The sequence below is a fragment of the Streptomyces sp. LUP47B genome (genome assembly GCF_001746295.1).
Taxonomy (GTDB): domain Bacteria; phylum Actinomycetota; class Actinomycetes; order Streptomycetales; family Streptomycetaceae; genus Streptomyces.
In genome coordinates this window covers 808579-828786 of the sequence record NZ_MJAH01000002.1, presented here as the reverse complement: position 1 = coordinate 828786, position 20208 = coordinate 808579, and the positions used below count along the sequence as shown (strand labels likewise).

At 68.1% G+C, this 20208-nt stretch carries 18 protein-coding genes and 1 riboswitch; of the genes, 9 read left to right on the top strand and 9 right to left on the bottom strand.

The annotated features are described in order from the left end of the window. Positions 1 to 45: 45 nt before the first annotated feature. The 3 genes from cydB to hisC all read right to left on the bottom strand — a co-directional run bounded on the left by cydB (position 46) and on the right by hisC (position 3887). Entirely contained in the window at positions 46 to 1050 is a 1005-nt protein-coding gene (gene cydB / locus BFN33_RS10315; RefSeq protein ID WP_069759578.1) for a cytochrome d ubiquinol oxidase subunit II, read from the bottom strand. A gap of 18 nt (positions 1051 to 1068) precedes the next feature. Then, positions 1069 to 2577, bottom strand: a complete 1509-nt coding sequence (locus tag BFN33_RS10310) for a cytochrome ubiquinol oxidase subunit I (RefSeq protein WP_069759577.1) — start codon at positions 2575 to 2577, stop codon at positions 1069 to 1071. Between the two features lie 230 nt (positions 2578 to 2807). Further along, positions 2808 to 3887, bottom strand: coding sequence for a histidinol-phosphate transaminase (gene hisC / locus BFN33_RS10305; RefSeq protein ID WP_069759576.1), 1080 nt, complete (start codon positions 3885 to 3887; stop codon positions 2808 to 2810). Between the two features lie 424 nt (positions 3888 to 4311). Here hisC and BFN33_RS10300 point away from each other — a divergent pair, with 424 nt between their 5' ends. The 3 genes from BFN33_RS10300 (at position 4312) to BFN33_RS10290 (ending at position 7746) form a co-directional block, all read left to right on the top strand. Beyond that, positions 4312 to 5424, top strand: a complete 1113-nt coding sequence (locus BFN33_RS10300; protein ID WP_079140742.1) for a LacI family DNA-binding transcriptional regulator — start codon at positions 4312 to 4314, stop codon at positions 5422 to 5424. 200 nt (positions 5425 to 5624) lie between these two features. Next, positions 5625 to 6689, top strand: coding sequence for a metallophosphoesterase (locus BFN33_RS10295; RefSeq protein WP_069759574.1), 1065 nt, complete (start codon positions 5625 to 5627; stop codon positions 6687 to 6689). A 193-nt stretch (positions 6690 to 6882) separates the two neighbouring features. After that, a complete protein-coding gene (locus BFN33_RS10290; RefSeq protein ID WP_069759573.1) occupies positions 6883 to 7746 on the top strand; it encodes a hypothetical protein in 864 nt (287 codons plus the stop codon). Positions 7747 to 7861: 115 nt separating this feature from the next. Here BFN33_RS10290 and thiC read toward each other — a convergent pair whose 3' ends face one another. Continuing rightward, positions 7862 to 9640 carry a phosphomethylpyrimidine synthase ThiC gene (gene thiC, locus BFN33_RS10285; protein WP_069759572.1) on the bottom strand — a complete coding sequence of 593 codons (1779 nt, stop codon included), beginning with the start codon at positions 9638 to 9640 and terminating at the stop codon, positions 7862 to 7864. Then, positions 9633 to 9822, bottom strand: a riboswitch (TPP riboswitch). It overlaps the preceding gene by 8 nt. A 71-nt stretch (positions 9823 to 9893) precedes the next feature. Between thiC and BFN33_RS10280 the strand changes: the two genes are divergently transcribed. Further along, a complete protein-coding gene (locus tag BFN33_RS10280) occupies positions 9894 to 11630 on the top strand; it encodes a YibE/F family protein (protein ID WP_370743265.1) in 1737 nt (578 codons plus the stop codon). Between the two features lie 371 nt (positions 11631 to 12001). Here the strand turns inward: BFN33_RS10280 and BFN33_RS10275 are convergent, their stop codons facing one another. From BFN33_RS10275 to BFN33_RS10260, 4 genes are all read right to left on the bottom strand, one after another. Further along, on the bottom strand, positions 12002 to 12439 hold the full coding sequence (locus BFN33_RS10275) for an SsgA family sporulation/cell division regulator (protein ID WP_069759570.1): 438 nt from the start codon (positions 12437 to 12439) through the stop codon (positions 12002 to 12004). A gap of 98 nt (positions 12440 to 12537) precedes the next feature. Beyond that, complete coding sequence (locus tag BFN33_RS10270) at positions 12538 to 13272, bottom strand: IclR family transcriptional regulator (protein ID WP_256122710.1); 735 nt, start codon at positions 13270 to 13272, stop codon at positions 12538 to 12540. A 417-nt stretch (positions 13273 to 13689) separates the two neighbouring features. After that, the gene (locus BFN33_RS10265) at positions 13690 to 13902 is read right to left on the bottom strand and encodes a DUF5326 family protein (protein WP_037711649.1); all 213 of its coding nucleotides are present in this window, start codon (positions 13900 to 13902) and stop codon (positions 13690 to 13692) included. 159 nt (positions 13903 to 14061) lie between these two features. After that, a complete protein-coding gene (locus BFN33_RS10260) occupies positions 14062 to 14379 on the bottom strand; it encodes a cupin domain-containing protein (RefSeq protein ID WP_069759568.1) in 318 nt (105 codons plus the stop codon). Between the two features lie 58 nt (positions 14380 to 14437). Between BFN33_RS10260 and BFN33_RS10255 the strand changes: the two genes are divergently transcribed. From BFN33_RS10255 to BFN33_RS10235, 5 genes are all read left to right on the top strand, one after another. Further along, the gene (locus BFN33_RS10255) at positions 14438 to 14815 is read left to right on the top strand and encodes a phage holin family protein (RefSeq protein ID WP_069759567.1); all 378 of its coding nucleotides are present in this window, start codon (positions 14438 to 14440) and stop codon (positions 14813 to 14815) included. A gap of 6 nt (positions 14816 to 14821) precedes the next feature. Next, positions 14822 to 15313: a low molecular weight protein-tyrosine-phosphatase gene (locus BFN33_RS10250; RefSeq protein ID WP_069759566.1), complete on the top strand. Its 492-nt coding sequence runs from the start codon at positions 14822 to 14824 to the stop codon at positions 15311 to 15313. After that, positions 15310 to 16449, top strand: coding sequence for a cystathionine gamma-lyase (locus BFN33_RS10245; RefSeq protein ID WP_069759565.1), 1140 nt, complete (start codon positions 15310 to 15312; stop codon positions 16447 to 16449). The genes BFN33_RS10250 and BFN33_RS10245 overlap by 4 nt, the downstream gene beginning before the upstream one ends. A gap of 225 nt (positions 16450 to 16674) precedes the next feature. Continuing rightward, a complete protein-coding gene (locus BFN33_RS10240; RefSeq protein ID WP_069759564.1) occupies positions 16675 to 17595 on the top strand; it encodes a LysR family transcriptional regulator in 921 nt (306 codons plus the stop codon). A gap of 88 nt (positions 17596 to 17683) precedes the next feature. After that, positions 17684 to 18166 (top strand): NUDIX domain-containing protein, encoded by a 483-nt coding sequence (locus tag BFN33_RS10235; RefSeq protein WP_069759563.1) that lies wholly within the window; start codon positions 17684 to 17686, stop codon positions 18164 to 18166. A 12-nt stretch (positions 18167 to 18178) separates the two neighbouring features. On the opposite strand, the gene BFN33_RS10230 is transcribed toward BFN33_RS10235, so the two are convergent. Then, positions 18179 to 19828 carry a globin domain-containing protein gene (locus BFN33_RS10230; protein WP_079140741.1) on the bottom strand — a complete coding sequence of 550 codons (1650 nt, stop codon included), beginning with the start codon at positions 19826 to 19828 and terminating at the stop codon, positions 18179 to 18181. Positions 19829 to 20208 lie beyond the last annotated feature (380 nt).

Sequence of the window (20208 nt, the reverse complement as noted above, 5' to 3'; positions counted from 1 at the left end):
CTTCTCAAGGGGCATGTTTCACGTGAAACATGCCCCATCTCGGGCTCAGTGCACAGGTTCAGCGATGTGCTGCGTGCCGATCCGCTTGCGGAACACCCAGTACGTCCAGCCCTGGTAGAGCAGGACGATCGGTGTGGCGATCCCCGCGCACCAGGTCATGATCTTCAGGGTGTACGGGCTCGACGAGGCGTTGGTGACCGTCAGGCTCCAGTCCGCGTCGAGTGAGGACGGCATGACGTTCGGGAAGAGCGTCAGGAAGAGCATCGCGACGGCGGCCACGATGGTGACGCCCGACAGGGCGAACGACCAGCCCTCACGCCCGGCCTGGTTGGCCACCAGGGCGGCGACCAGTGCGGCCACGGCGACCACCAGCGCGACCAGGCTCTTGGCGTCGCCGCTGTCGACCTGCGTCCAGAGCAGGAAGATCAGCGCCAGCGCGGCCGAGACGACGCCGACCCGGGTCGCCAGCTTCCGCGCCCGCTCCCGGATCTCCCCGACGGTCTTCAGAGCCGTGAAGACCGTTCCGTGGAAGGTGAACAGCGTCAGCGTCACCAGTCCACCGAGCAGGGCGTACGGGTTGAACAGGTCCCAGAGGGTGCCGACGTACTCGAAGTCCTGGTCGATCTTCACCCCGTGCACGATGTTGCCGAAGGCCACGCCCCACAGGAACGCCGGGATGAGCGAGGTCCAGAAGATCGCGGTCTCCCAGTTGCGCTGCCAGTTCTCCTCGGGCCGCTTGGCCCGGTACTCGAAGGCGACGCCCCGGACGATCAGGCAGACCAGGATGACCAGCAGCGGCAGATAGAAGCCGGAGAAGAGCGTGGCGTACCAGTCGGGGAAGGCGGCGAAGGTGGCACCGCCCGCCGTCAGCAGCCACACCTCGTTGCCGTCCCAGACGGGACCGATGGTGTTGATCAGGACACGCTTCTCGGCCCGGTCACGGGCGAGCAGCTTGGTGAGGACACCGACCCCGAAGTCGAAGCCCTCCAGGAAGAAGTAGCCGGTCCACAGGACGGCGATGAGCACGAACCAGACGTCGTGAAGTTCCATGACTCGATCTCCCTCGGCCTAGTACGAGAAGGCCATCGGCTTGTCGGCGTCACGGGTGTCGCCGCCGATCTTCGTGGGCGAGTTGAGGTCGGCCTCGGTGAGTTCGGGCGGGCCGGCCTTGACGTACTTCACGAGCAACTTCACCTCGACGACGGCGAGGATGGCGTAGAGAGTCGTGAAGACGAGCATCGAGGTGAGGACCTCGGCCTGGGAAACGCCGGGGGAGACCGCGTGCCGGGTCTGCAGAACGCCGTAGACGACCCATGGCTGGCGGCCCATCTCGGTGAAGATCCAGCCCCAGGAGTTGGCGATCAGTGGGAAGCCAAGGGTCCAGATCGCCACGAGCCAGTAGAGCCTGCCGAGCTTGGGGCTGAGGGCCTTGTTCTTGAAGAGGACCAGATGCGGAACCTCGTCCTCGCCGACACGCAGGTGCTGCGGGAGCATGAACTTCTTGCGGGTCAGCCAGAGTCCGGCGAGACCGATGGCGAAGGACGCCATGCCGAAACCGATCATCCAGCGGAAGGCCCAGAAGGTGACGGGGATGTTGGGCCGGTAGTCGCCCGGCCCGTACTTCTCCTGCTCGGCCTTGTTGACGTCGTTGATGCCGGGGACGAACGAGGTGAAGTTGTCGTCGGCGAGGAAGGACAGCAGGCCCGGGATCTCGATGGCCACGGTGTTGTGGCCCTTTTCCACGTCGCCGTAGGCGAAGATCGAGAAGGGTGCCGAGTCCTGGCCGTCCCACAGGGCCTCGGCGGCCGCCATCTTCATCGGCTGCTGCTTGAACATGACCTTGCCGAGGGTGTCACCGCTGATCGCGGTGAGCATGCCGGCGATGACCACGGTGACCAGGCCGAGGCGCAGCGAGGTCTTCATCACGGCGACGTGCTTTTTGCGGAACAGATGGAAGGCCGCGATGCCCACCATGAAGGCGCCACCGGTCAGGAAGGTGGCCGACATCGTGTGGAAGACCTGGGCGAGCGCGGTGTTCTGTGTCAGTACCGCCCAGAAGTCGGTGAGTTCCGCCCGGCCCCTCTCCTTGTTGATCCGGTAGCCGACCGGGTGCTGCATCCACGAGTTGGCCGCGAGGATGAAGTAGGCCGACAGGATCGTGCCGATCGAGACCATCCAGATGCAGGCCAAGTGGATCTTCTTGGGCAGCTTGTCCCAGCCGAAGATCCACAGACCTATGAATGTGGACTCGAAGAAGAAGGCGATCAGGGCCTCGAAGGCCAGGGGAGCGCCGAAGACGTCGCCGACGAAGCGCGAGTAGTCGGACCAGTTCATGCCGAACTGGAATTCCTGCACGATGCCGGTGACCACGCCCATCGCGATGTTGATCAGGAAGAGCTTGCCCCAGAACTTGGTGGCCCTGAGGTACTTCTCGTTCTCCGTCCGCACCCAGGCCGTCTGGAGGCCGGCCGTGAGGGCGGCCAGAGAGATCGTCAGGGGGACGAACAGGAAGTGGTAGACGGTGGTGATGCCGAACTGCCAGCGCGCCAGGGTCTCCGGCGCCAGAGCCAGGTCCACGTCGCCGCTCCTTACCTCACAGGCTTGTGGAACATATGCGTGCATAGTGCGCGCTTGTGAAAGCGTTCACATTCACAAGCAAGTATGACGCATGGTTGTTCGGCACGGGACGGGCGGGGGGTCCCTGGGAGGGTCCGATAGGTCACATCAGGGAGGGACCGGTCGGCCCTGGCGCGCGGGGCGTGGGGGTTTCACGTGAAACCCCCACGCCCGCAGTCGCACACGTCCCGTCACAGCTCCTTACGGAACCCCTCCGCCACCTTCAGGAAGATGTCGTTCGCCTCGGTCTCCCCGACCGTCACCCGCACGCCCTCGCCCGGGAACGGCCGTACCACCACGCCATGCTGCTCACACGCCGCCGCGAAGTCGACCGTGCGCTCCCCCAGCCGCAGCCACACGAAGTTGGCCTGCGTCTCGGGCACCGTCCAGCCCTGAGCTCGCAGTCCCTCCACCACGCGGTTGCGCTCGCAGACCAGCGAGCCGACCCGGCCCAGGAGTTCGTCCTCGGCCCGCAGCGAGGCGATCGCCGCCTCCTGCGCGATCTGGCTGACCCCGAAGGGCACCGCGGTCTTGCGCAGCGCCGCGGCCACCGGCTCGTGGGCGATCGCGAAGCCGACCCTGAGGCCGGCGAGGCCGTACGCCTTGGAGAAGGTGCGCAGCACACAGACGTTCGGCCGTGTGCGGTACAGCTCCACACCGTCCGGCACCTCGGGGTCACGGATGAACTCGCGGTAGGCCTCGTCGAGCACCACCAGCACGTCACTCGGCACCCGGTCGAGGAACCGTTCCAGCTCGGCCCGCTTCACGACCGTGCCCGTCGGGTTGTTCGGGTTGCAGACGAAGATCAGCCGGGTCCGCTCGGTGATCGCTTCGGCCATCGCGTCCAGGTCGTGCACGTCGCCCGCCGTCAGCGGCACCTTCACCGAGGTGGCACCGCTGATCTGCGTGATGATCGGGTACGCCTCGAAGGACCGCCAGGCGTAGATCACCTCGTCACCCGGTCCCGAGGTCGCCTGGATCAGCTGCTGGGCGACGCCGACGGAGCCGGTGCCGGTGGCCAGATGGGAGAGCGGGACGCCGAAGCGCTCGGACAGCTCGTTCATCAGACCTGTGCAGGCCATGTCCGGGTAGCGGTTGAAGGAGGAGACGGCGGCCGTCACGGTCTCCAGCACTCCCGGCAGCGGCGGATACGGGTTCTCGTTGGAGGACAGTTTGTAGGCCACCGGACCGCCGGCAGCGGCGGGCTTGCCCGGCTTGTACGTGGGGATACCCTCCAGCTCGGCGCGCAGCTTGGGGCTCGTCTCGCTCACCGCAGTCCTCCTCATGACCACCGACTCATGGCGTCCGACTCCGGCAGCCGGCATCCAATACTGCTCACCTTATGAGGATTGGGCGCCGCCGCGTACAGGTGGAAGCGAACCTCATCTGCCCCACAGGCATCAGGGGCATCACCGTACGAAGACAGACGAATCAAGGGGCGCGGTCACATATATCTATGCGCCGGTGGCTCGCGCCGTGGCGCGCGTCACCCGTGCAGGTGAGTTGAGACCTCTTCGAAACATCGGGACCTTGGCAGGCCCATGCGTGTCGACAAGTTACGTAATGCCATTGGATCGTTTAACTGTCTCTGTTTCAAAGGTAGTTGACGCTATATGACCTTGCAGAAACGTGCCTGTCAACGCGTGCATATGCGTCCGCCCTACCCCACCGCATGAGCCCTACTATCGGCTCGCCATGACAGCAGCAGGGAAGCACCAGGTGAGCCGCGCGGAAACCTCCCGTCGAGGCAGCCGGCCGGGCCGGGCGGGCATCAGAGACGTGGCCGCCGCCGCCGGAGTCTCCATCACGACCGTCTCCGACGCCCTGAACGGCAAGGGCAGGCTCCCGGACGCCACCCGCCGCCATGTCAGGGAGGTCGCAGACCGGCTGGGCTACCGGCCCTCGGCCGCGGCCAGAACCCTCCGTACCGGCAAGTCAGGACTCATCGGCCTGACCGTGACGACGTACGGGGATGAACCTTTCACCTTCACCGAGTTCGCGTACTTCGCCGAGATGGCGCGGGCCGCCACCTCCGCCGCGCTCGCCCGCGGCTACGCCCTCGTCATCCTGCCCGCGACCTCGCGCCACGACGTGTGGTCGAACGTCGCCCTGGACGGCACCGTGGTCATCGACCCCTCCGACCAGGACCCGGTCGTCAGCGAGCTGGTCCGGCAGGGGTTACCGGTTGTCTCCGACGGCCGCCCGGCCGGGACCCTCCCGGTCACCGCCTGGGTCGACAACGACCACGAGGCCGCCGTCCTCGGCATCCTCGACCATCTGGCCGACGCCGGCGCCCGCCGCATCGGCCTGCTGACGGGGACGACGACGGACACGTACACCCACCTGTCGACCAGCGCGTATCTGCGTTGGTGCGAGCGGGTCGGGCAGGACCCGGTCTACGAGGCCTACCCCGCCCACGATCCGTGCGCGGGCGCCGTCGCCGCCGACCGGTTGCTCGCCCGCCCGGACCGGCCGGACGCCGTCTACGGCCTGTTCGACCCGAACGGCACCGACCTGCTGGCCGCCGCCCGCCGCTACGGGCTGCGTGTCCCGGACGATCTGCTGATCGTGTGCTGCAGCGAGTCCACCGTGTACGCCGGCACCGAGCCGCCCGTCACCACGCTCTCCCTCAAGCCGCGCCACATCGGCACGGCCGTGGTCCAGCTCCTCATCGACGCCATCGAGGGGGTCGAATCGGACCAACCGGTCGAGCAGGTGATACCGACCGAGCTGATCGTGCGCACCTCCTCCCAGCGGCGTGCCCCGCGCACGACGGTCAGCTCGCCGCGGTCGCCCGAGGGGAAGTAGCAGGAAGCGGCCGGGCGAGGGTCCAAGCCCGGCCCAATCGGGGCGAATGCCGCGGTGAACAGGAGTCTCGCTCCGATTCACTACCCCTGGGTCATCACACGGCGCGATCCGCATTCCTATGATGGGCCCACGACACCGCGGGCCGCTGCGACCAGGCAGTCCGAAGCGGTGCAGATGCGGCGCGATGGTGGAGGGGTCTGATGACTCAGGGGGCCGGTCAGGGACCCGAGGCGGAGCGCACGGCGGTGCTGCGCGACTTCCGGGTGCCCGCGTACGTCAACGAGACCGGTCCGTACGGCCACAGCACGCACCCAGGCGACGTCGTCCCGGCCGAGGAGGAGGCCTACCCGGAGGGGTACACCCCCACCGCGCAGGACCTGCCCGTCATCAACCACGGCGACGAGTTCCAGTCGGCCGCCGACCCCGCGGAACAGGCGGTGGACGGTCCCGGTCCGCTGTTCGTCGTCGGCGACGTCCACGGCTACCTCGACGAACTGATGGCCGCACTCCATGAGAAGGGCCTCGTCGACGCCGCGGGCAACTGGTGCGCGGGCACCGCCCGGCTGTGGTTCCTCGGCGACTTCACCGACCGCGGCCCCGACGGCATCGGCGTCATCGACCTCGTGATGCGGCTGTCAGCGGAGGCCGCCGCGGCCGGCGGCTACTGCAAGGCCCTCATGGGCAACCACGAACTGCTGCTGCTCGGCGCCAAGCGGTTCGGCGACACCCCCGTCAACTCCGGCGCGGGCACCGCCACCTTCCAGGCGGCCTGGCTGCTCAACGGCGGACAGAAGACCGACATGGACCGCCTCCAGGACCACCATCTGCAGTGGATGGCACGGCTGGACGCCGTCGAGGAGGTCGACGGACATCTGCTCGTCCATTCCGACACGACCGCCTACCTCGACTACGGCGACTCGATCGAGGCGGTCAACGACACCGTCCGCGAGACCCTCACGCGCAACGACGCGGACGAGGTGTGGGATCTGTTCCGGAAGTTGACCAAGCGGTTCTCCTTCCGCGACGAGGGCGGGGCCGACCATGTGCGCTCCCTGCTCGATACGTACGGTGGCGCGCGGATCGTTCACGGCCACAGTCCGATCCCCTATCTGCTCGGCGAAGTGGGTTCCGAGGACGATGAGGACGAATCCGGTCCGGTGGTCGAGGGACCGCACGTCTACGCCGACGGACTGGCCATCGCGATGGACGGCGGGGTGACCATGGCCGGAAAACTGCTGGTCCAGCAACTTCCCCTGGATATCTGAACGTTCGCGGGGCAGTCGTTCCCCCATGACGGACTGACCGTCGACCGCGCAGGCCAGAGGCCAATTTCTGGAAACCCCCTGTCACCCTGTGCCGTGACCGCTCTACCATCTGCTTATCCGTAGCAGGCTCCCCTCCGTTTCTGCCCGACGGCTCGTTGGCATGCGAGCCCCAAGCCCTACGGAGCATCGGGGGATGCACATGAACAGCGTTCCGCAGCACCTGCACAGCGAGGACCGCCAGGAGTACGAGCGGATCCTCGATGAGGCGCTGCGCTCCGCACCACACCGTCCCGAACTGGCCGCTGTCGGACAGCGGCTGAATCCCGAACAGCTGCGCACCATGGCGCTCAACGCCACCGCACTCGTCACGGCGGCCGCGGCGACCGAGTACCAGCACTACGTGAAGGTCCGCGAGGAACAGCGCCGCCCGGCGGCGCCGTCCACCCTGTCGTCCGTGCACGAACCCGGTCCCGCCGAGTCGGGCACGGGTGCGATGGGGCTCGCCACCACCATGGGAGAGGTCGCCGAGACCGCCGGTGCGGGCGCCGTCGCCGTCGCCGCGGTCCTGACGCCCGTCCTCGCCGGAATAGCCGCGGCGATCTTCCTGCTCGTGGGTTACATCCTCCAGATGCTCAGCCCACCGCCGGCGTTCGCCCACGCCATGATCACCATCGGATGGGTGTTCGGCGCCCTGACCGCGGCAGCGATCCTCGTCGCCGCTGTCGGACTGCTGCTCACCGCCCTGCGCAACCGGCCCTCGCCGGACGCGGGGTACGGCGAGCTGAATGAGGAGGTGGCACGGGCCAGGGACGCCTGGCGCGAGGCCCTGCTGGAACGCGGCATCCTCCCCTTCCTCAGGGAGGCCCTGGCCGACCCCGGCACCGCCGCACTGCACCACACGGCTCCACCCGCACCGACCAGCCGGATGCCCAGCCTCGGCTACGACCGCCCGGGCTTCAGCAGCCCGGACGACGGAGCATCCGGTGCCCGCCCGAGCTTCAGCAGCCCGGACTACACCAGCCCGGACTTCGGGGGGCCGGAACACCAGCCGGAGTAGCACCCGGCACAGCCCCTCGGCTTGCGCCCCCACCACGGGGAGCGCAAGCCGAAGACTCGGCCGCGGGCCGACTGCCGATGGTGCGCCGCGCCGGTCAGCGAGCGATTCGCCTACGTCACTCCGTGATCGGCAGATACACCCGGTTGCCCGCCGCCGCGAACTCCTTCGACTTCTGGGCCATGCCCTCCTCGATCTCCCCCTGACTGTCGCCGTGGCGACGGCGGATGTCCTGGGAGATCTTCATCGAGCAGAACTTCGGCCCGCACATGGAGCAGAAGTGGGCCGTCTTGGCCGGTTCGGCCGGGAGGGTCTCGTCGTGGAACTCCCGGGCCGTGTCGGGGTCGAGGGCCAGATTGAACTGGTCCTCCCAGCGGAACTCGAAGCGGGCGTCGGAGAGGGCGTCGTCCCACTCCTGGGCGCCTGGGTGTCCCTTGGCGAGGTCGGCCGCATGAGCGGCGATCTTGTAGGTGATTACACCCGTCTTGACGTCGTCCCGGTTGGGCAGGCCCAGGTGCTCCTTGGGCGTGACGTAGCAGAGCATCGCGGTGCCCCACCAGGCGATCATCGCGGCGCCGATGCCGGAGGTGATGTGGTCGTAGGCCGGCGCGACGTCGGTTGTCAGCGGGCCGAGCGTATAGAACGGAGCTTCATCGCAGATCTCCTGCTGAAGGTCGATGTTCTCCTTGATCTTGTGCATCGGGACGTGCCCCGGGCCCTCGATCATGGTCTGTACGTTGAAACGCTTCGCGATCCGGTTGAGTTCCCCGAGCGTGCGCAACTCCGCGAACTGTGCCTCGTCGTTGGCGTCCGCGATCGAACCGGGCCTGAGGCCGTCGCCCAGCGAGTACGTGACGTCGTAGGCGGCGAGGATCTCGCACAGTTCCTCGAAGTTCTCGTACAGAAACGACTCCTTGTGGTGCGCGAGGCACCAGGCCGCCATGATCGAGCCGCCGCGCGAGACGATGCCGGTCTTGCGGTTGGCCGTCAGTGGTACGTACGGCAGGCGCACGCCCGCGTGAACCGTCATGTAGTCCACGCCCTGCTCGGCCTGTTCGATGACGGTGTCCTTGTAGATCTCCCAGGTCAGCTCCTCGGCGCGGCCGTCGACCTTCTCCAGCGCCTGATAGAGCGGCACAGTGCCGATGGGGACAGGAGAGTTGCGCAGCACCCACTCGCGAGTGGTGTGGATGTTGCGGCCGGTGGACAGGTCCATGACCGTGTCGGCGCCCCAGCGGGTCGCCCAGGTCATCTTCTCCACCTCCTCCTCGATGGAGGAGGTCACCGCGGAGTTGCCGATGTTGGCGTTGACCTTCACCAGGAACCGCTTGCCGATGATCATCGGCTCGATCTCGGGGTGGTTGACGTTCGCCGGCAGCACCGCGCGCCCCGCCGCGATCTCCTCCCGTACGACCTCGGGAGAGACGTTCTCCCGGATGGCCACGTACTCCATCTCCGGTGTGATCTCACCGCGACGGGCGTAGGCGAGCTGCGTGACCGCGCTGCCGTCACGGCTACGGCGCGGCTGGCGTGGCCTCCCCGGGAAGACCGCGTCGAGGTTACGGAGGCCACCCCGCGGTGAGGTGTGCTTGATCCCGTCGTCCTCGGGGCGCACGGGACGTCCCGCGTACTCCTCGGTGTCCCCACGGGCGATGATCCAGTTGTCGCGCAGTGGGGCAAGGCCCCGTCGGACATCCGTCTCGGTGACCGGATCGGTGTACGGGCCGGACGTGTCGTACAGCGTGACCGACTGCCCGTTGGTGAGGTGCACCTGACGGACCGGCACCCGAAGGTCGGGGCGCGAGCCCTCGATGTACGCCTTGTGCCAGCCGATGGACTTCCCGGCCTCCCCGTCGAGCTGATCGGAGGCAGGCGTGCGCGCGTCCTTGATGGTCATGAGACCTACTCCCTACGCCGGCATTACCCGGTAACAGGTTCGGCGGTCGACGCAGCGGTTTCCGTCTGTCGACGTTTCGTGGGGAACGTCACTCGTTCGAGATGACGTTCCACGTGAAACATCGCTGGGACGGAGGTCAGCGCCCTCTCAGCCCGGTGCTCCGAGCTCCCGCGTGTACAAAGGTGGCTCCACGCTAGCGTCAATTCGGGCGCGGTGAACAGAGGGCCCCTGTCGTTCTTGCGATGATCGGTCGGTGACCACGACGCATCAGCCCCCGTACCCGCCTCCCGAGCCTCCGCGCCGGCCGGGCTCCGGAAACGGCACCGGGCCTGGCCCCGGCAATGGCTCCCGCGGGACTTTCGGAGACGGCGGGGCCGACGACTGGCACGAGCATGAGCACGGCGGGCAGGGCGGGCAGGGCGGCCACAGCGGGCAGGACTATGGGTACGGGCCCCGAGCCGGTGGCGGTGGCCAGGGTGGTGGCAGTGACCTGGGCGGCGGCCAGGGCGGTAGCGGTCGGGGTGGCGGGGGCCGGGGTGGTGGTGACGGCCACGGGCACGGACCCGGCGACGGACACGGGCATGCGCATGGGCACGCGCAGGGGGACGGTTCCGAGTCCGGCAGCGGTGGCGGGCACGGCCACAGTCACAGCCACGGGCCGGCAACTCCCGTCTCCAAGCACCTGCGCAAGGTTATCGCGGCGATCCTCATCCCGTTCGGCGTAGCCGTGGTGGTGGGTCTCGCAGTGCTGTGGCCCGGTGGCGCTCCGGCGCACGAACGCACCGGGGTCGGCTTCGACAGACAGACCCAGCAGGCCACGGTCAGCAAGGTCGTGAGCGTCAGCTGCAAGTCGGTGAACGCCTCGGGGGAGGCCCCGACCGGGGACACCTCCACCGCCGAGGGCTCCTCCGCCGAGCAGCAGGCGAACGGCACCTGCAAGAAGGCGACGATCCGGGTCGACACCGGGAACGACAAGGGCCGCACCTTCACGGAGATCGTCCAACCGGACCAGTCCCGGCAGTTGCACGAGGGCCAGAAGGTCGTGGTCGCGTACGAACCCTCGGCGCCCAGGGATCTGCAGTACTCGGTCGCCGACGTGAACCGCAGGCTCCCCATGGGACTCCTCGCCGGCATCTTCGCGCTCGCCGTGGTGATCGTCGGACGACTGCGCGGTGTCATGGCCCTGGTCGCGCTGACCGTCAGTTTCCTGTTGCTGAACTTCTTCGTCCTGCCCGCGATCCTGCAGGGCTCGAACCCGCTCCTCGTGGCGGTGGTCGGGTCGAGCGCCATCATGCTGATCGCCCTCTACATGTGCCACGGTCTGTCGGCCAGAACCTCCGTGGCGGTGCTGGGCACGCTGATCTCCCTGATTCTGATCGGCATCCTCGGATCGCAGTTCATCGGTTGGGCCGCGCTCACGGGCAACACGGACGACAACACCGGGCTCATCCATGGGCTGTATCCGTCGATCGACATGAGCGGACTGCTGCTCGCCGGCGTCATCATCGGCTCGCTCGGTGTCCTCGACGATGTGACGGTCACGCAGACCTCCGCCGTCTGGGAGCTGCACGAGGCCAACCCGACCATGGGCTGGCGTGGGCTCTACCGTGCGGGTATCCGGATCGGGCGGGACCACATCGCCTCCGTCGTCAACACGCTCGTCCTCGCCTACGCGGGTGCCGCGCTGCCGCTGCTGCTGCTCTTCTCCATCGCACAGTCCAGCGTGGGAGCCGTCGCCAACAGTGAGCTCGTGGCGGAGGAGATCGTGCGCACGCTGGTCGGCTCGATCGGCCTCGTCGCCTCGGTTCCGGTCACCACGGTCCTCGCGGCCCTGGTGGTCTCGGCGGACCGGCCGGGGACGGGAACGGTGAGTGCGGGAGCAGGGGCTCCCATGCCCGTGCCCGTACCGGCGACCAGCGCGAGCGCGGGTACGGCTGACAGCCGGCCGGCAGCGGCACGCGGTGGCAAGGGGCGGCGGCGCAAGCACTGAGCTGGGCCGCGGGGGCAAGCCGAGACTGGGGCGCTTCTGATCGCGCCCTCCGTCGGACGGGCACCGAGTGGCCGATCTCCCCCAGGCGGGGCGCCGCATGAGGCGCGGACCGCTCCGCTCCGTTCGGGCCCACCCAGTCCAGCGTGAAGGCGACTTCAGGATTCGCCCGAAGCAGCCCGGGGCTCCCGGCTCCCGGCTCCCGGCTTCAACGATGAGACGCGCTCGCCGTAGGGCATGTGCGGGCAGCCCGGCCCGGCGCCACGTTCCTACACGCTCAGGGTCCCACCGCGGCAGAAGCGTTCCTGCATCCTCCCACCTCACGATGAGGCGTTCCGTCACCTCAATACCGGAAACCCCAATGCCGTAAGGCGTCAGCCCGCGCTCTGTTCCTCCGCCAAGATCCGGTCCAGCGCCTCGTCGAGGTGGGTGTCGAAATCGGCCAGAGCGGCCTCCTGCCCCAGCGGCACCAACTTGTCGGTGCGGTCGAGGAACGCGATGACCGGCGCCGTCGACGAGCGGAACAGTGCCTGATCGCCGCCGACCTGAAGCCTGATCAGGACGTCGCCCAGCAGGTCGGAACCGGCGGGCGAGACGCGCACGTCGCCTTCTCCACATGGCCGACCCACTCCGTCGATCAGCAGCTCGCGGCCGAAAGCCCAGGTCACCGGGTCATCGCCCGGGAGATGGAAGGTCAGCCGGACTGCGTAGGGGTCGCAGGCCTCGTAGCGCAGCTCCACCGGAATGCGGAAGGAGAGCTCCTCCGAGACGAGAAAGCTCATCATGACCTCTGCCTGTACGGACTCGCGCATCGCCTACCCCGTCGTCTGCCTTCGTTGGCCGGGAATGATCCCTCTGACACTGGTGGCATCTTGCTGAACGTACACAACAGATCACAAGGAGTGAGTTTTCAGATACTGATAGAGATCGCCAGCGAGCCCATCAGCCGCCCGATTTCCTCTTGCAGTTGCTGGGTTGCGGTCGGCAACCGGTCCGCCTGACGGGCGGGCAGGGAGATGGCCATCGTTGCCGCGGTATTACCCAACGTGATCGGAATGGCCGCACACACCGTCCCCAGTGCGTACTCCTGACGCTCGATCACCGGTTCCATTCGCGCGGCCCGTTCGAGACGCCGGAGCAGGCTGTGCCCGTCGCGCACGGTGTACGGGGTGATGGACTGCACGGGATACCGGTCCAGGTGGTCGCGCCGGGCCTCGTCGTCGAGCTGGGCGAGGAGGCACTGCCCGATGGCGTGCGCGTGTCCGGTCTCGCGGAAGTCGGCCCACTCCTCGACCGCCGGGTTGCCGGGGCTGTCGGAGACACAGAGGACCTCGATCTCGCCGCTCCGGTACTGCGCGTAGTACACCGGCACGCCGATCAGGTCGCGCCAGTGCGCGAGCGCCTCGACGACGGTGCTGCGACGTTTCTGCTCTGCTCCGCTGCTGCTCAGCCGCTCGGCCGCCTCGCCGAGGAAGAACAGGCCCTTGTCGCGGCGCAGATAGCCCTCGTGCACGAGGGTGCGCAACAGGTGGTACGCCGTGGGGAGCGCCAGCCCGGTCTCGCGGGCGAGTTGTTTGGCGGGTGCTCCGTGTTCGTGCTCCGCGACGGACTCGAGCAGACGCATCGCACGCTGGACGGACCCGATGAGCGTCGCGGAGTGGGCCTGTTCGGGTGCTTCGGAGGAGCCCGCCGCGTGGCGCTGGACGGGGGCTGACGGTCGTACGGGGGCGGACGGTCGTACCGAAGCACACGGCTGTGCGGGAGCTGTCGGTTGTACCGGCGCTGTCGGCTGTGCCGAAGCCGTCGGTTGTGCGGGAGCCGTCGTCGAACGGTCGATCTGTGCGGGTGCGGTGTCAACCGTGGCCAAGGGTCACTCCCGGAGCGCGAGGGGCCCCGTGCGGGGAACACGGGAGGGGGTGTACGCCGCTCGCGGGGTCGTCCCCGCGTCGAGTTCCGGACTTTAACGGTCCGCCACCGCACGTATACGGTCCGTCCGGAAAACTTCCCTCCCCCGAGCGAACGGGGGATTCCTGTTACCGGCCGCCCGGCCCCCTCCGGACGCTCACCAGTCGCTGCGCGACGAGGAGCTCGACATGAACTTCCGTACGACGTAGACGAGTCCGCCGACCAGGGCTACGAAGACCAGCAGCTTGAAGAGCAGGCCGATGACGAAGCCGACGACCGTGGCTATCAGCCCGCCGAACACGACCAGGGCAATGACCGGCACAGCGATCCACTTCACCCACCACGGCAGCCCCGCGAAGATCTCTCCCATCGCACTTAACCTCTCTGAAGTCCTGCACCGTCCGGCACCTCTGGTACCGGATCCATCAATGTCCTGCACTCGATGCTAGGGCCGGCAGGTGCCTCTGCGGGGGCCTCGCACCCCTTGTCCTCCCCTGACTGATCCCCTAGGGAACCCCGAGACCGCAGGTCAGCTCTCCGGGGGAGAGAACACCACCATGACCCTGAGGTCCTCGCTGATGTGGTGGAACTTGTGGGCGACACCGGCCGGTACGTACACCACGCTGCCGCGCGACACCTGGGTGGTCTCCATGCCCACGGTGATCGCCGCGCGGCCGCTGACCACGAAGTAGACCTCGTCCTGGTGGTGGGGCTGCTGCGGGTCCTGGGCGCCGGCGTCGAGCGCGTAGAGGCCGACGGACATGTTCCGCTCACGCAGGAACTGCAGATAGGCGCCGTCGTTGGCGGCTCGCTCCGCCTCCAGTTCATCCAACCGGAATGCCTTCATCGACTTGGTCCGCCCTCGTCAGTGCCCGTAACCGATCTCTTCTGTCACGATCAGACACATGAAGAATTTCGTAGTCAAGACGATCGCCAACGCGGGTGCTCTGGCGGTCGCGGTGTGGCTGCTCGACAAGATCACCCTGACGGGTGGCAGCACCGGCAAGAAGGTCTGGACGCTGATCCTGGTCGCCCTGGTCTTCGGCCTGGTGAACGTCCTGGTCAAGCCGATCGTGAAGGTACTGACCTTCCCGCTGTTCATCCTGACGCTCGGCCTGTTCACCCTGATCGTCAACGCACTGATGCTGCTGCTCACCTCGTGGCTGGCCGACAAGCTCGACCTGAGCTTCCACGTCGAGGGGTTCTGGACCGCCGTCCTGGGCGGCCTGATCATCTCGATAGTGGCCTGGGCCCTGCACGTCGTCCTGCCCGACGAGGACTGACGAGGCATGGCCTACCGCGTCTGTTTCGTCTGTACGGGCAACATCTGCCGTTCCCCGATGGCCGAGTCGGTCTTCCGCGCCCGCGTGGCGGAGGCCGGCCTGGACGGTCTGGTCGAGGTCGACAGCGCCGGAACAGGTGGCTGGCACGAGGGCGACGGCGCCGATCCGCGCACCGTGTCCGTCCTGGAGGAGCACGGCTACGACGGCGGTCACACGGCCCGGCAGTTCCAGCCGTCCTGGTTCTCCCGCCTCGACCTCGTCATCGCCCTCGACACCGGCCACCTCAAGGCGCTGCGACGCCTCGCACCGACCCCGCAGGATGCCGCGAAGGTTCGGCTGCTGCGTTCGTACGACCCCGCCGCAGGCGACGAGCTCGACGTTCCGGACCCGTACTACGGGGGCCTGGACGGCTTCGAGGAGTGCCTTGAGATGGTGGAGACGGCGAGCGAGGGTCTGCTCGCCGAGGTGCGCGAGCAGACGGAAGGACGGGTGGCATGAGCGACAGGGCTGCGGACAAGGGAGAGGGCACGCGCGCGGTGCGGGCCGGACTGCCCGAGGCGGTCAAGAACGAACCGACCCTGCCCGGTCCCGCCTTCGCCGCCCACTTCCATCTGCCCGGGGAGGTGGACGGCCCGTACACCTATGGCCGCGACACGAACCCGACCTGGAACCTGCTGGAAAGCGCCATTGGCGAACTGGAGGCGCCGGGGCAGGACGGCGTGGAGACGCTGGTCTTCGCCTCGGGCATGGCGGCCATTTCCGCCGTCCTCTTCTCCCAACTGCGCGCAGGCGACACCGTGGTCCTGCCCGACGACTGCTACCAGGCGATGCCCCTGGTGAAGGCGCAGCTGGAGACGTACGGCATCGAGGTGCGCACCGCTCCCACCGCCGGTGACGCCCAGCTCGACATCCTGGACGGCGCACGGCTGTTGTGGCTCGAGACGCCGTCGAACCCCGGCCTCGACGTGTGCGACATCCGGCGGCTGGTCGAGGCGGCACACGCGCGTGGGGCGCTCGTGGCCGTCGACAACACGCTCGCCACGCCGCTCGGACAGCGCCCGCTGGAGCTCGGCGCGGACTTCTCCGTGGCCAGCGGCACCAAGCAGCTCACGGGGCACGGAGACGTCCTCCTGGGGTACGTCACCGGCCGCGCGGGCGAGGCCATGGACGCCGTACGCCGTTGGCGGAAGATCGTCGGTGCGATCGCGGGACCGATGGAGGCCTGGCTCGCGCATCGCTCGATCGCCACGCTCCAGATGCGGGTCGACCGGCAGAACGCGACCGCGCTCGTGCTCGCCCAGGCGTTGCGCGAGCGGCCGGAGGTGACCGGGCTGCGCTACCCGGGACTGGCCGACGACCCGTCGCACAAGATCGCATCGCAGCAGATGCGCCGCTATGGCTGCGTGGTCTCCTTCACGCTGCCCACGCGCGTGCGTGCCAACCGTTTCCTCGACGCCTTGCGGCTCGTGGACGACGCGACGAGCTTCGGCGGAGTGCGCTCCACGGCCGAGCGACGTCGGCGCTGGGGCGGGGACGACGTGCCGGAGGGCTTCATCCGCTTCTCGGTCGGGGCGGAGGATCCCGAGGACCTGGTGGCGGATGTGCTGCGTGCGCTGGACGAATCGACGGACTGACCGATTCCTCATGGTTTCGCAGGTGTCCGGCTACGTACAACGGACGGTCCGAGCCTCCCCCCTCGTGGCTCGGACCGCCCCCGGTTCTGCGCGCGAAGAACCGCGCGAACAAGGCTAGTTGACTCTCTGTCAGTGTCCAATCACAGTAGCGACAGAGACCTATCGACATATTTATAGTTGGCCCGGCCTCAAGGCGGGGAGAAGGGCAGGGAAGGGGGCACCGCCATGGATCTGGCTTTGTTGCGCACCTTTGTGACGGTGCACCGGGCCGGTTCCTTCACCCGTGCCGCAGCGCTGCTGGGCCTCTCGCAGCCGGCCGTCACCTCGCAGATCCGCACCCTGGAAAGGCAGTTGGGGCGCCCCCTCTTCCTGCGCCAGGCCCGCGGCGTGACCCCGACGACCATCGGCGACGAACTCGCCCACAAGGCCGCCCCCCATCTCGACGCCCTGGTGGAGATCACCGAGACCGGCCTCGACGACGAGTCGTCCCTGAGGACACTGCATCTCGCGGGGCCACCCGAGTTCACCGCCGAGCGGGCGCTGCCCGCGCTCACCGAGCTGAACGGCGAGGACGGCCAGGGCTACGCTCTGCGGGCGTCCTTCGGGAACGCCGAGGAAACACTGGAGGGTCTGGCCGCCGGGCATCACGATCTGGCCATCAGCACGGCTCGTCCACGGGGTGCGCTGCTCACGGCGAGCACGCTCTGCGACGAGGAGCACGTCCTGGTCGCCGCACCGAAGTGGGCCGGTCAGATTGGCTCAGGGGAGGCGCTCGAGACTGTTCCGTCGGTCAAACGAGCCCCCGCGTTCGAGAACGTCCCCGTGATCGAGGTGCACGAGTCACTCCCCTTCGTTTCGCGCTACTGGGCCTCCGTCTTCGACTCCCGCCCGGCCGCCCCGGGCACCGTCGTCGTCCCCGATCTGCGTGCGGTTCTCGCCTGTGCGGTCGCGGGCGCCGGGCTCGCGGTGCTGCCGCGCTATCTGTGCGCGTCAGCACTGGAGCGTGGTGACGTCGTCGCCCTCCACGAGCCCACCGTGCCACCGCTTCGGACGTACTTCCTGGTGGTGCGCACCGGAACGCTGGCCATGCCGCACATCGCACGGGCGCACGAGTGGTTACTGCGAGCGGCTGCCGACTGGGGTTGAGCAGCTACTTTGCGCTTTTAACGCAGCGAGCCCGGTCGGTCACCACATGCGATGTTTCACGTGGAACCATCCGGGCCACATTCCCCCCATGACCGTCCGACCCGTGGTCAAGCGCACCGCCCGTGCCGTCCTGCTGGACGGTGACGACCTGATCCTGATCAAGCGCACCAAGCCCGGCATGGATTCCTACTGGCTGACTCCCGGCGGCGGAGTCGAGCCGACGGACACGACCGTCGTCGACGCCCTGCACCGCGAGGTGTACGAAGAGCTCGGCGCCAAGATCACCGACGTGGTGCCCTGCTTCGTCGACACCGTCGAGCACATCGGTGACGACGGCGGCGCTACCGGAGTGAAGGTGCAGCACTTCTTCGTCTGCCACCTGGAATCGATGGACCCGTCCCTGCGGCATGGGCCGGAAGTGGACGAGCCCATCGGAGAGTACGAGATCGTCCGGGTGCCGTTCACCCGCGTCGGGATCGCCTCCGTCCACCTGGTCCCGCTGTCCCTGCGGCACTATCTGGACGGCAACATCGAAGGCGTACGGGCCATGCACGCCCCGGATCTGGGCTGACCTCTCGGAGGATCACTGCGCCAGGACGATCTCCTCCACGGAGTCGTGGCGTATGCGTTCCGACGGGATCCCGATGGACCTGAGCGTGTCCACACCACTGCGGATCATGCCGGGCGGGCCCGAGAGATAGGCGTCGTACTCGTGCCAGGGGCCGTACTCGCGTACGGCGTCCGGGAGCTGGACATGGGCCTGCTGATCGACGATGGCGCGGACGGACAGCCAGGGGTGGGACTGCTGGAGCCTGAGCATCGTGTCGATGTCGTACAGGTCGTTGTCAGTGCGGGCCCCGTAGAACACCTCGACAGACCGTCGTGCGCCGCGTTCGGCGACGTCCTCGACCAGCGCCTTGATCGGAGCTATGCCGGTTCCGCCGCCCAGACAGAGCAGTCCGCTGTCGGTGGTGTGGTCCACGGTCATGGACCCGGCCGGCGGACCGAGCCGGATGATGTCGCCGGGGCGAGCCCGGTGCACCAGGGCGTTGGAGACCCAGCCCGCGGGGACGGCCTTCACGTGGAACGACAGCAGACCGTCTGAGCGTGGCGCCGAGGCGAAGGAGTAGTGCCGCCATATGCGCGGCCACCACGGTGTCTCCAGGCTTGTGTACTGGCCGGCGAGGAAGGGGTAGGGCTGGTCGGGCCGGACGGTGACGACGGCGACGTCCGGGGTCCTCAGGTCGTGTGCCACGACCTCCGCATACCACCAGGCGGGGGCGCGCAGTTCGTCCGCGGCCGCCGCGTCGATCATCACCTGCGAGATCGTCGTGTACGCCCGGACCCAGGCCGCTTCCGTCTCCGTGTCCCAGATGCCGGAGGCGTACTTGCTCAGCGCGCCGATGAGGCACTCCCCGACCGCCGGATAGTGCTCGGCACGGGTGCCGTACTTGCGATGGCCCCGGCCCAGGTTCTTTAGGTAGTCGACCAGGACGGGGGTGTTGTCGATGTGCTCGGCCGCCGTCAGCAGTGCCCTGAGCAGGCGGTCCCGCTGGGCGTCCATGGCGGCGGGGAACAGTGGGCGCAGTTCGGGGTGGCGTACGAAGAGCAACGCGTAGAAGTACGAAGTGACCTTCTCGGCGACAGGAGCCACCTCGGCCATGGTCCGGCGGATGCGGACGGCGTCCGGGGAGGGCGGTTGGTCTCTCGGGGACAGGCCCGGAAACTGAGGCGAAGCGGTACCGAGCGGCGGGGTGGTGCCCTGGGGTGGGGAGGAGCGCTGGACGGGCACTCGGAGGCTTGCGGAGGGGGTGTCGTCCGGCACTTTCGGGGGCTGAGCGGGGGCGGAACTCGGGGTCTGCCCCCTCTGCTGGCTCTGATCCGGGGGGTGTATCTCCTCCGACCGTGCCGGGGGCTGTGTCTCGTCGGCCGGGGCGTCCATCTCCTCGGCCGGGGTCACTTCCTCGCGGTCGGCCTGCGTGCCGGGCGGCGCCGTGGTCTGGTCCGACGGATCCGGTTCGGTGGCTGTCGAGGGCCCTGGCGAGTTATCCGTCCTCGGCCTGCGGACCGGGCGCAGCGCGGCCAGCCTGCTTCCCTCCGCCGTCTGCTGTTCGGCGCCGGGCGCCGCCGTCGGCTGATTGCGTGAAGTGAACCAGCCGCCCCCGCCCCCGGATATACCGTTGTCGGCCGACATGGTGGTCGGAGCGTCCATGGTGTGCCTCGCCTCGAACATCTTTCGGTCGGTCTGCGCACTTCCTCGGTCGGAAGATGCCTGCTTTCCCCCGCAGACGGCTCGCTTTCCCCGCTCGGCGTCCCGGCCAACACGGCCACATTCAACCCGCATTCGCCGTCCGTACGGACAAGTAGGCGAGAGTGTGACATTGGCCGCATCACCCACACTGCAGCGTCCCACCGCGCGCGAATGCCCTGGCCGTACAACCACAAATGCGGGTCTTCGATCTCTCCGTCCGATTAGGCTGCATTGCCCCACTCTCGGCCGCACAGAGGCAGTCGCACCCCAGTACGGACAGGAACCGGAGTCGACCCTACCGGTCACCGCTCCGCACACAAGTCCCGCCTCCTCCTCCACGAATTGCTCGCGGGGTGTTCGCG

What these genes read in the sequence shown, in the direction of transcription:
- cydB (WP_069759578.1), bottom strand. Translation starts at nt 1,050, where the DNA reads ATGGAACTTCACGACGTCTGGTTCGTGCTCATCGCCGTCCTGTGGACC.
- BFN33_RS10300 (WP_079140742.1), top strand. Translation starts at nt 4,312, where the DNA reads ATGACAGCAGCAGGGAAGCACCAGGTGAGCCGCGCGGAAACCTCCCGT.
- BFN33_RS10295 (WP_069759574.1), top strand. Translation starts at nt 5,625, where the DNA reads ATGACTCAGGGGGCCGGTCAGGGACCCGAGGCGGAGCGCACGGCGGTG.
- BFN33_RS10290 (WP_069759573.1), top strand. Translation starts at nt 6,883, where the DNA reads ATGCACATGAACAGCGTTCCGCAGCACCTGCACAGCGAGGACCGCCAG.
- thiC (WP_069759572.1), bottom strand. Translation starts at nt 9,640, where the DNA reads ATGACCATCAAGGACGCGCGCACGCCTGCCTCCGATCAGCTCGACGGG.
- BFN33_RS10275 (WP_069759570.1), bottom strand. Translation starts at nt 12,439, where the DNA reads ATGCGCGAGTCCGTACAGGCAGAGGTCATGATGAGCTTTCTCGTCTCG.
- BFN33_RS10265 (WP_037711649.1), bottom strand. Translation starts at nt 13,902, where the DNA reads ATGGGAGAGATCTTCGCGGGGCTGCCGTGGTGGGTGAAGTGGATCGCT.
- BFN33_RS10260 (WP_069759568.1), bottom strand. Translation starts at nt 14,379, where the DNA reads ATGAAGGCATTCCGGTTGGATGAACTGGAGGCGGAGCGAGCCGCCAAC.
- BFN33_RS10255 (WP_069759567.1), top strand. Translation starts at nt 14,438, where the DNA reads ATGAAGAATTTCGTAGTCAAGACGATCGCCAACGCGGGTGCTCTGGCG.
- BFN33_RS10250 (WP_069759566.1), top strand. Translation starts at nt 14,822, where the DNA reads ATGGCCTACCGCGTCTGTTTCGTCTGTACGGGCAACATCTGCCGTTCC.
- BFN33_RS10245 (WP_069759565.1), top strand. Translation starts at nt 15,310, where the DNA reads ATGAGCGACAGGGCTGCGGACAAGGGAGAGGGCACGCGCGCGGTGCGG.
- BFN33_RS10240 (WP_069759564.1), top strand. Translation starts at nt 16,675, where the DNA reads ATGGATCTGGCTTTGTTGCGCACCTTTGTGACGGTGCACCGGGCCGGT.
- BFN33_RS10235 (WP_069759563.1), top strand. Translation starts at nt 17,684, where the DNA reads ATGACCGTCCGACCCGTGGTCAAGCGCACCGCCCGTGCCGTCCTGCTG.
- BFN33_RS10230 (WP_079140741.1), bottom strand. Translation starts at nt 19,828, where the DNA reads ATGTTCGAGGCGAGGCACACCATGGACGCTCCGACCACCATGTCGGCC.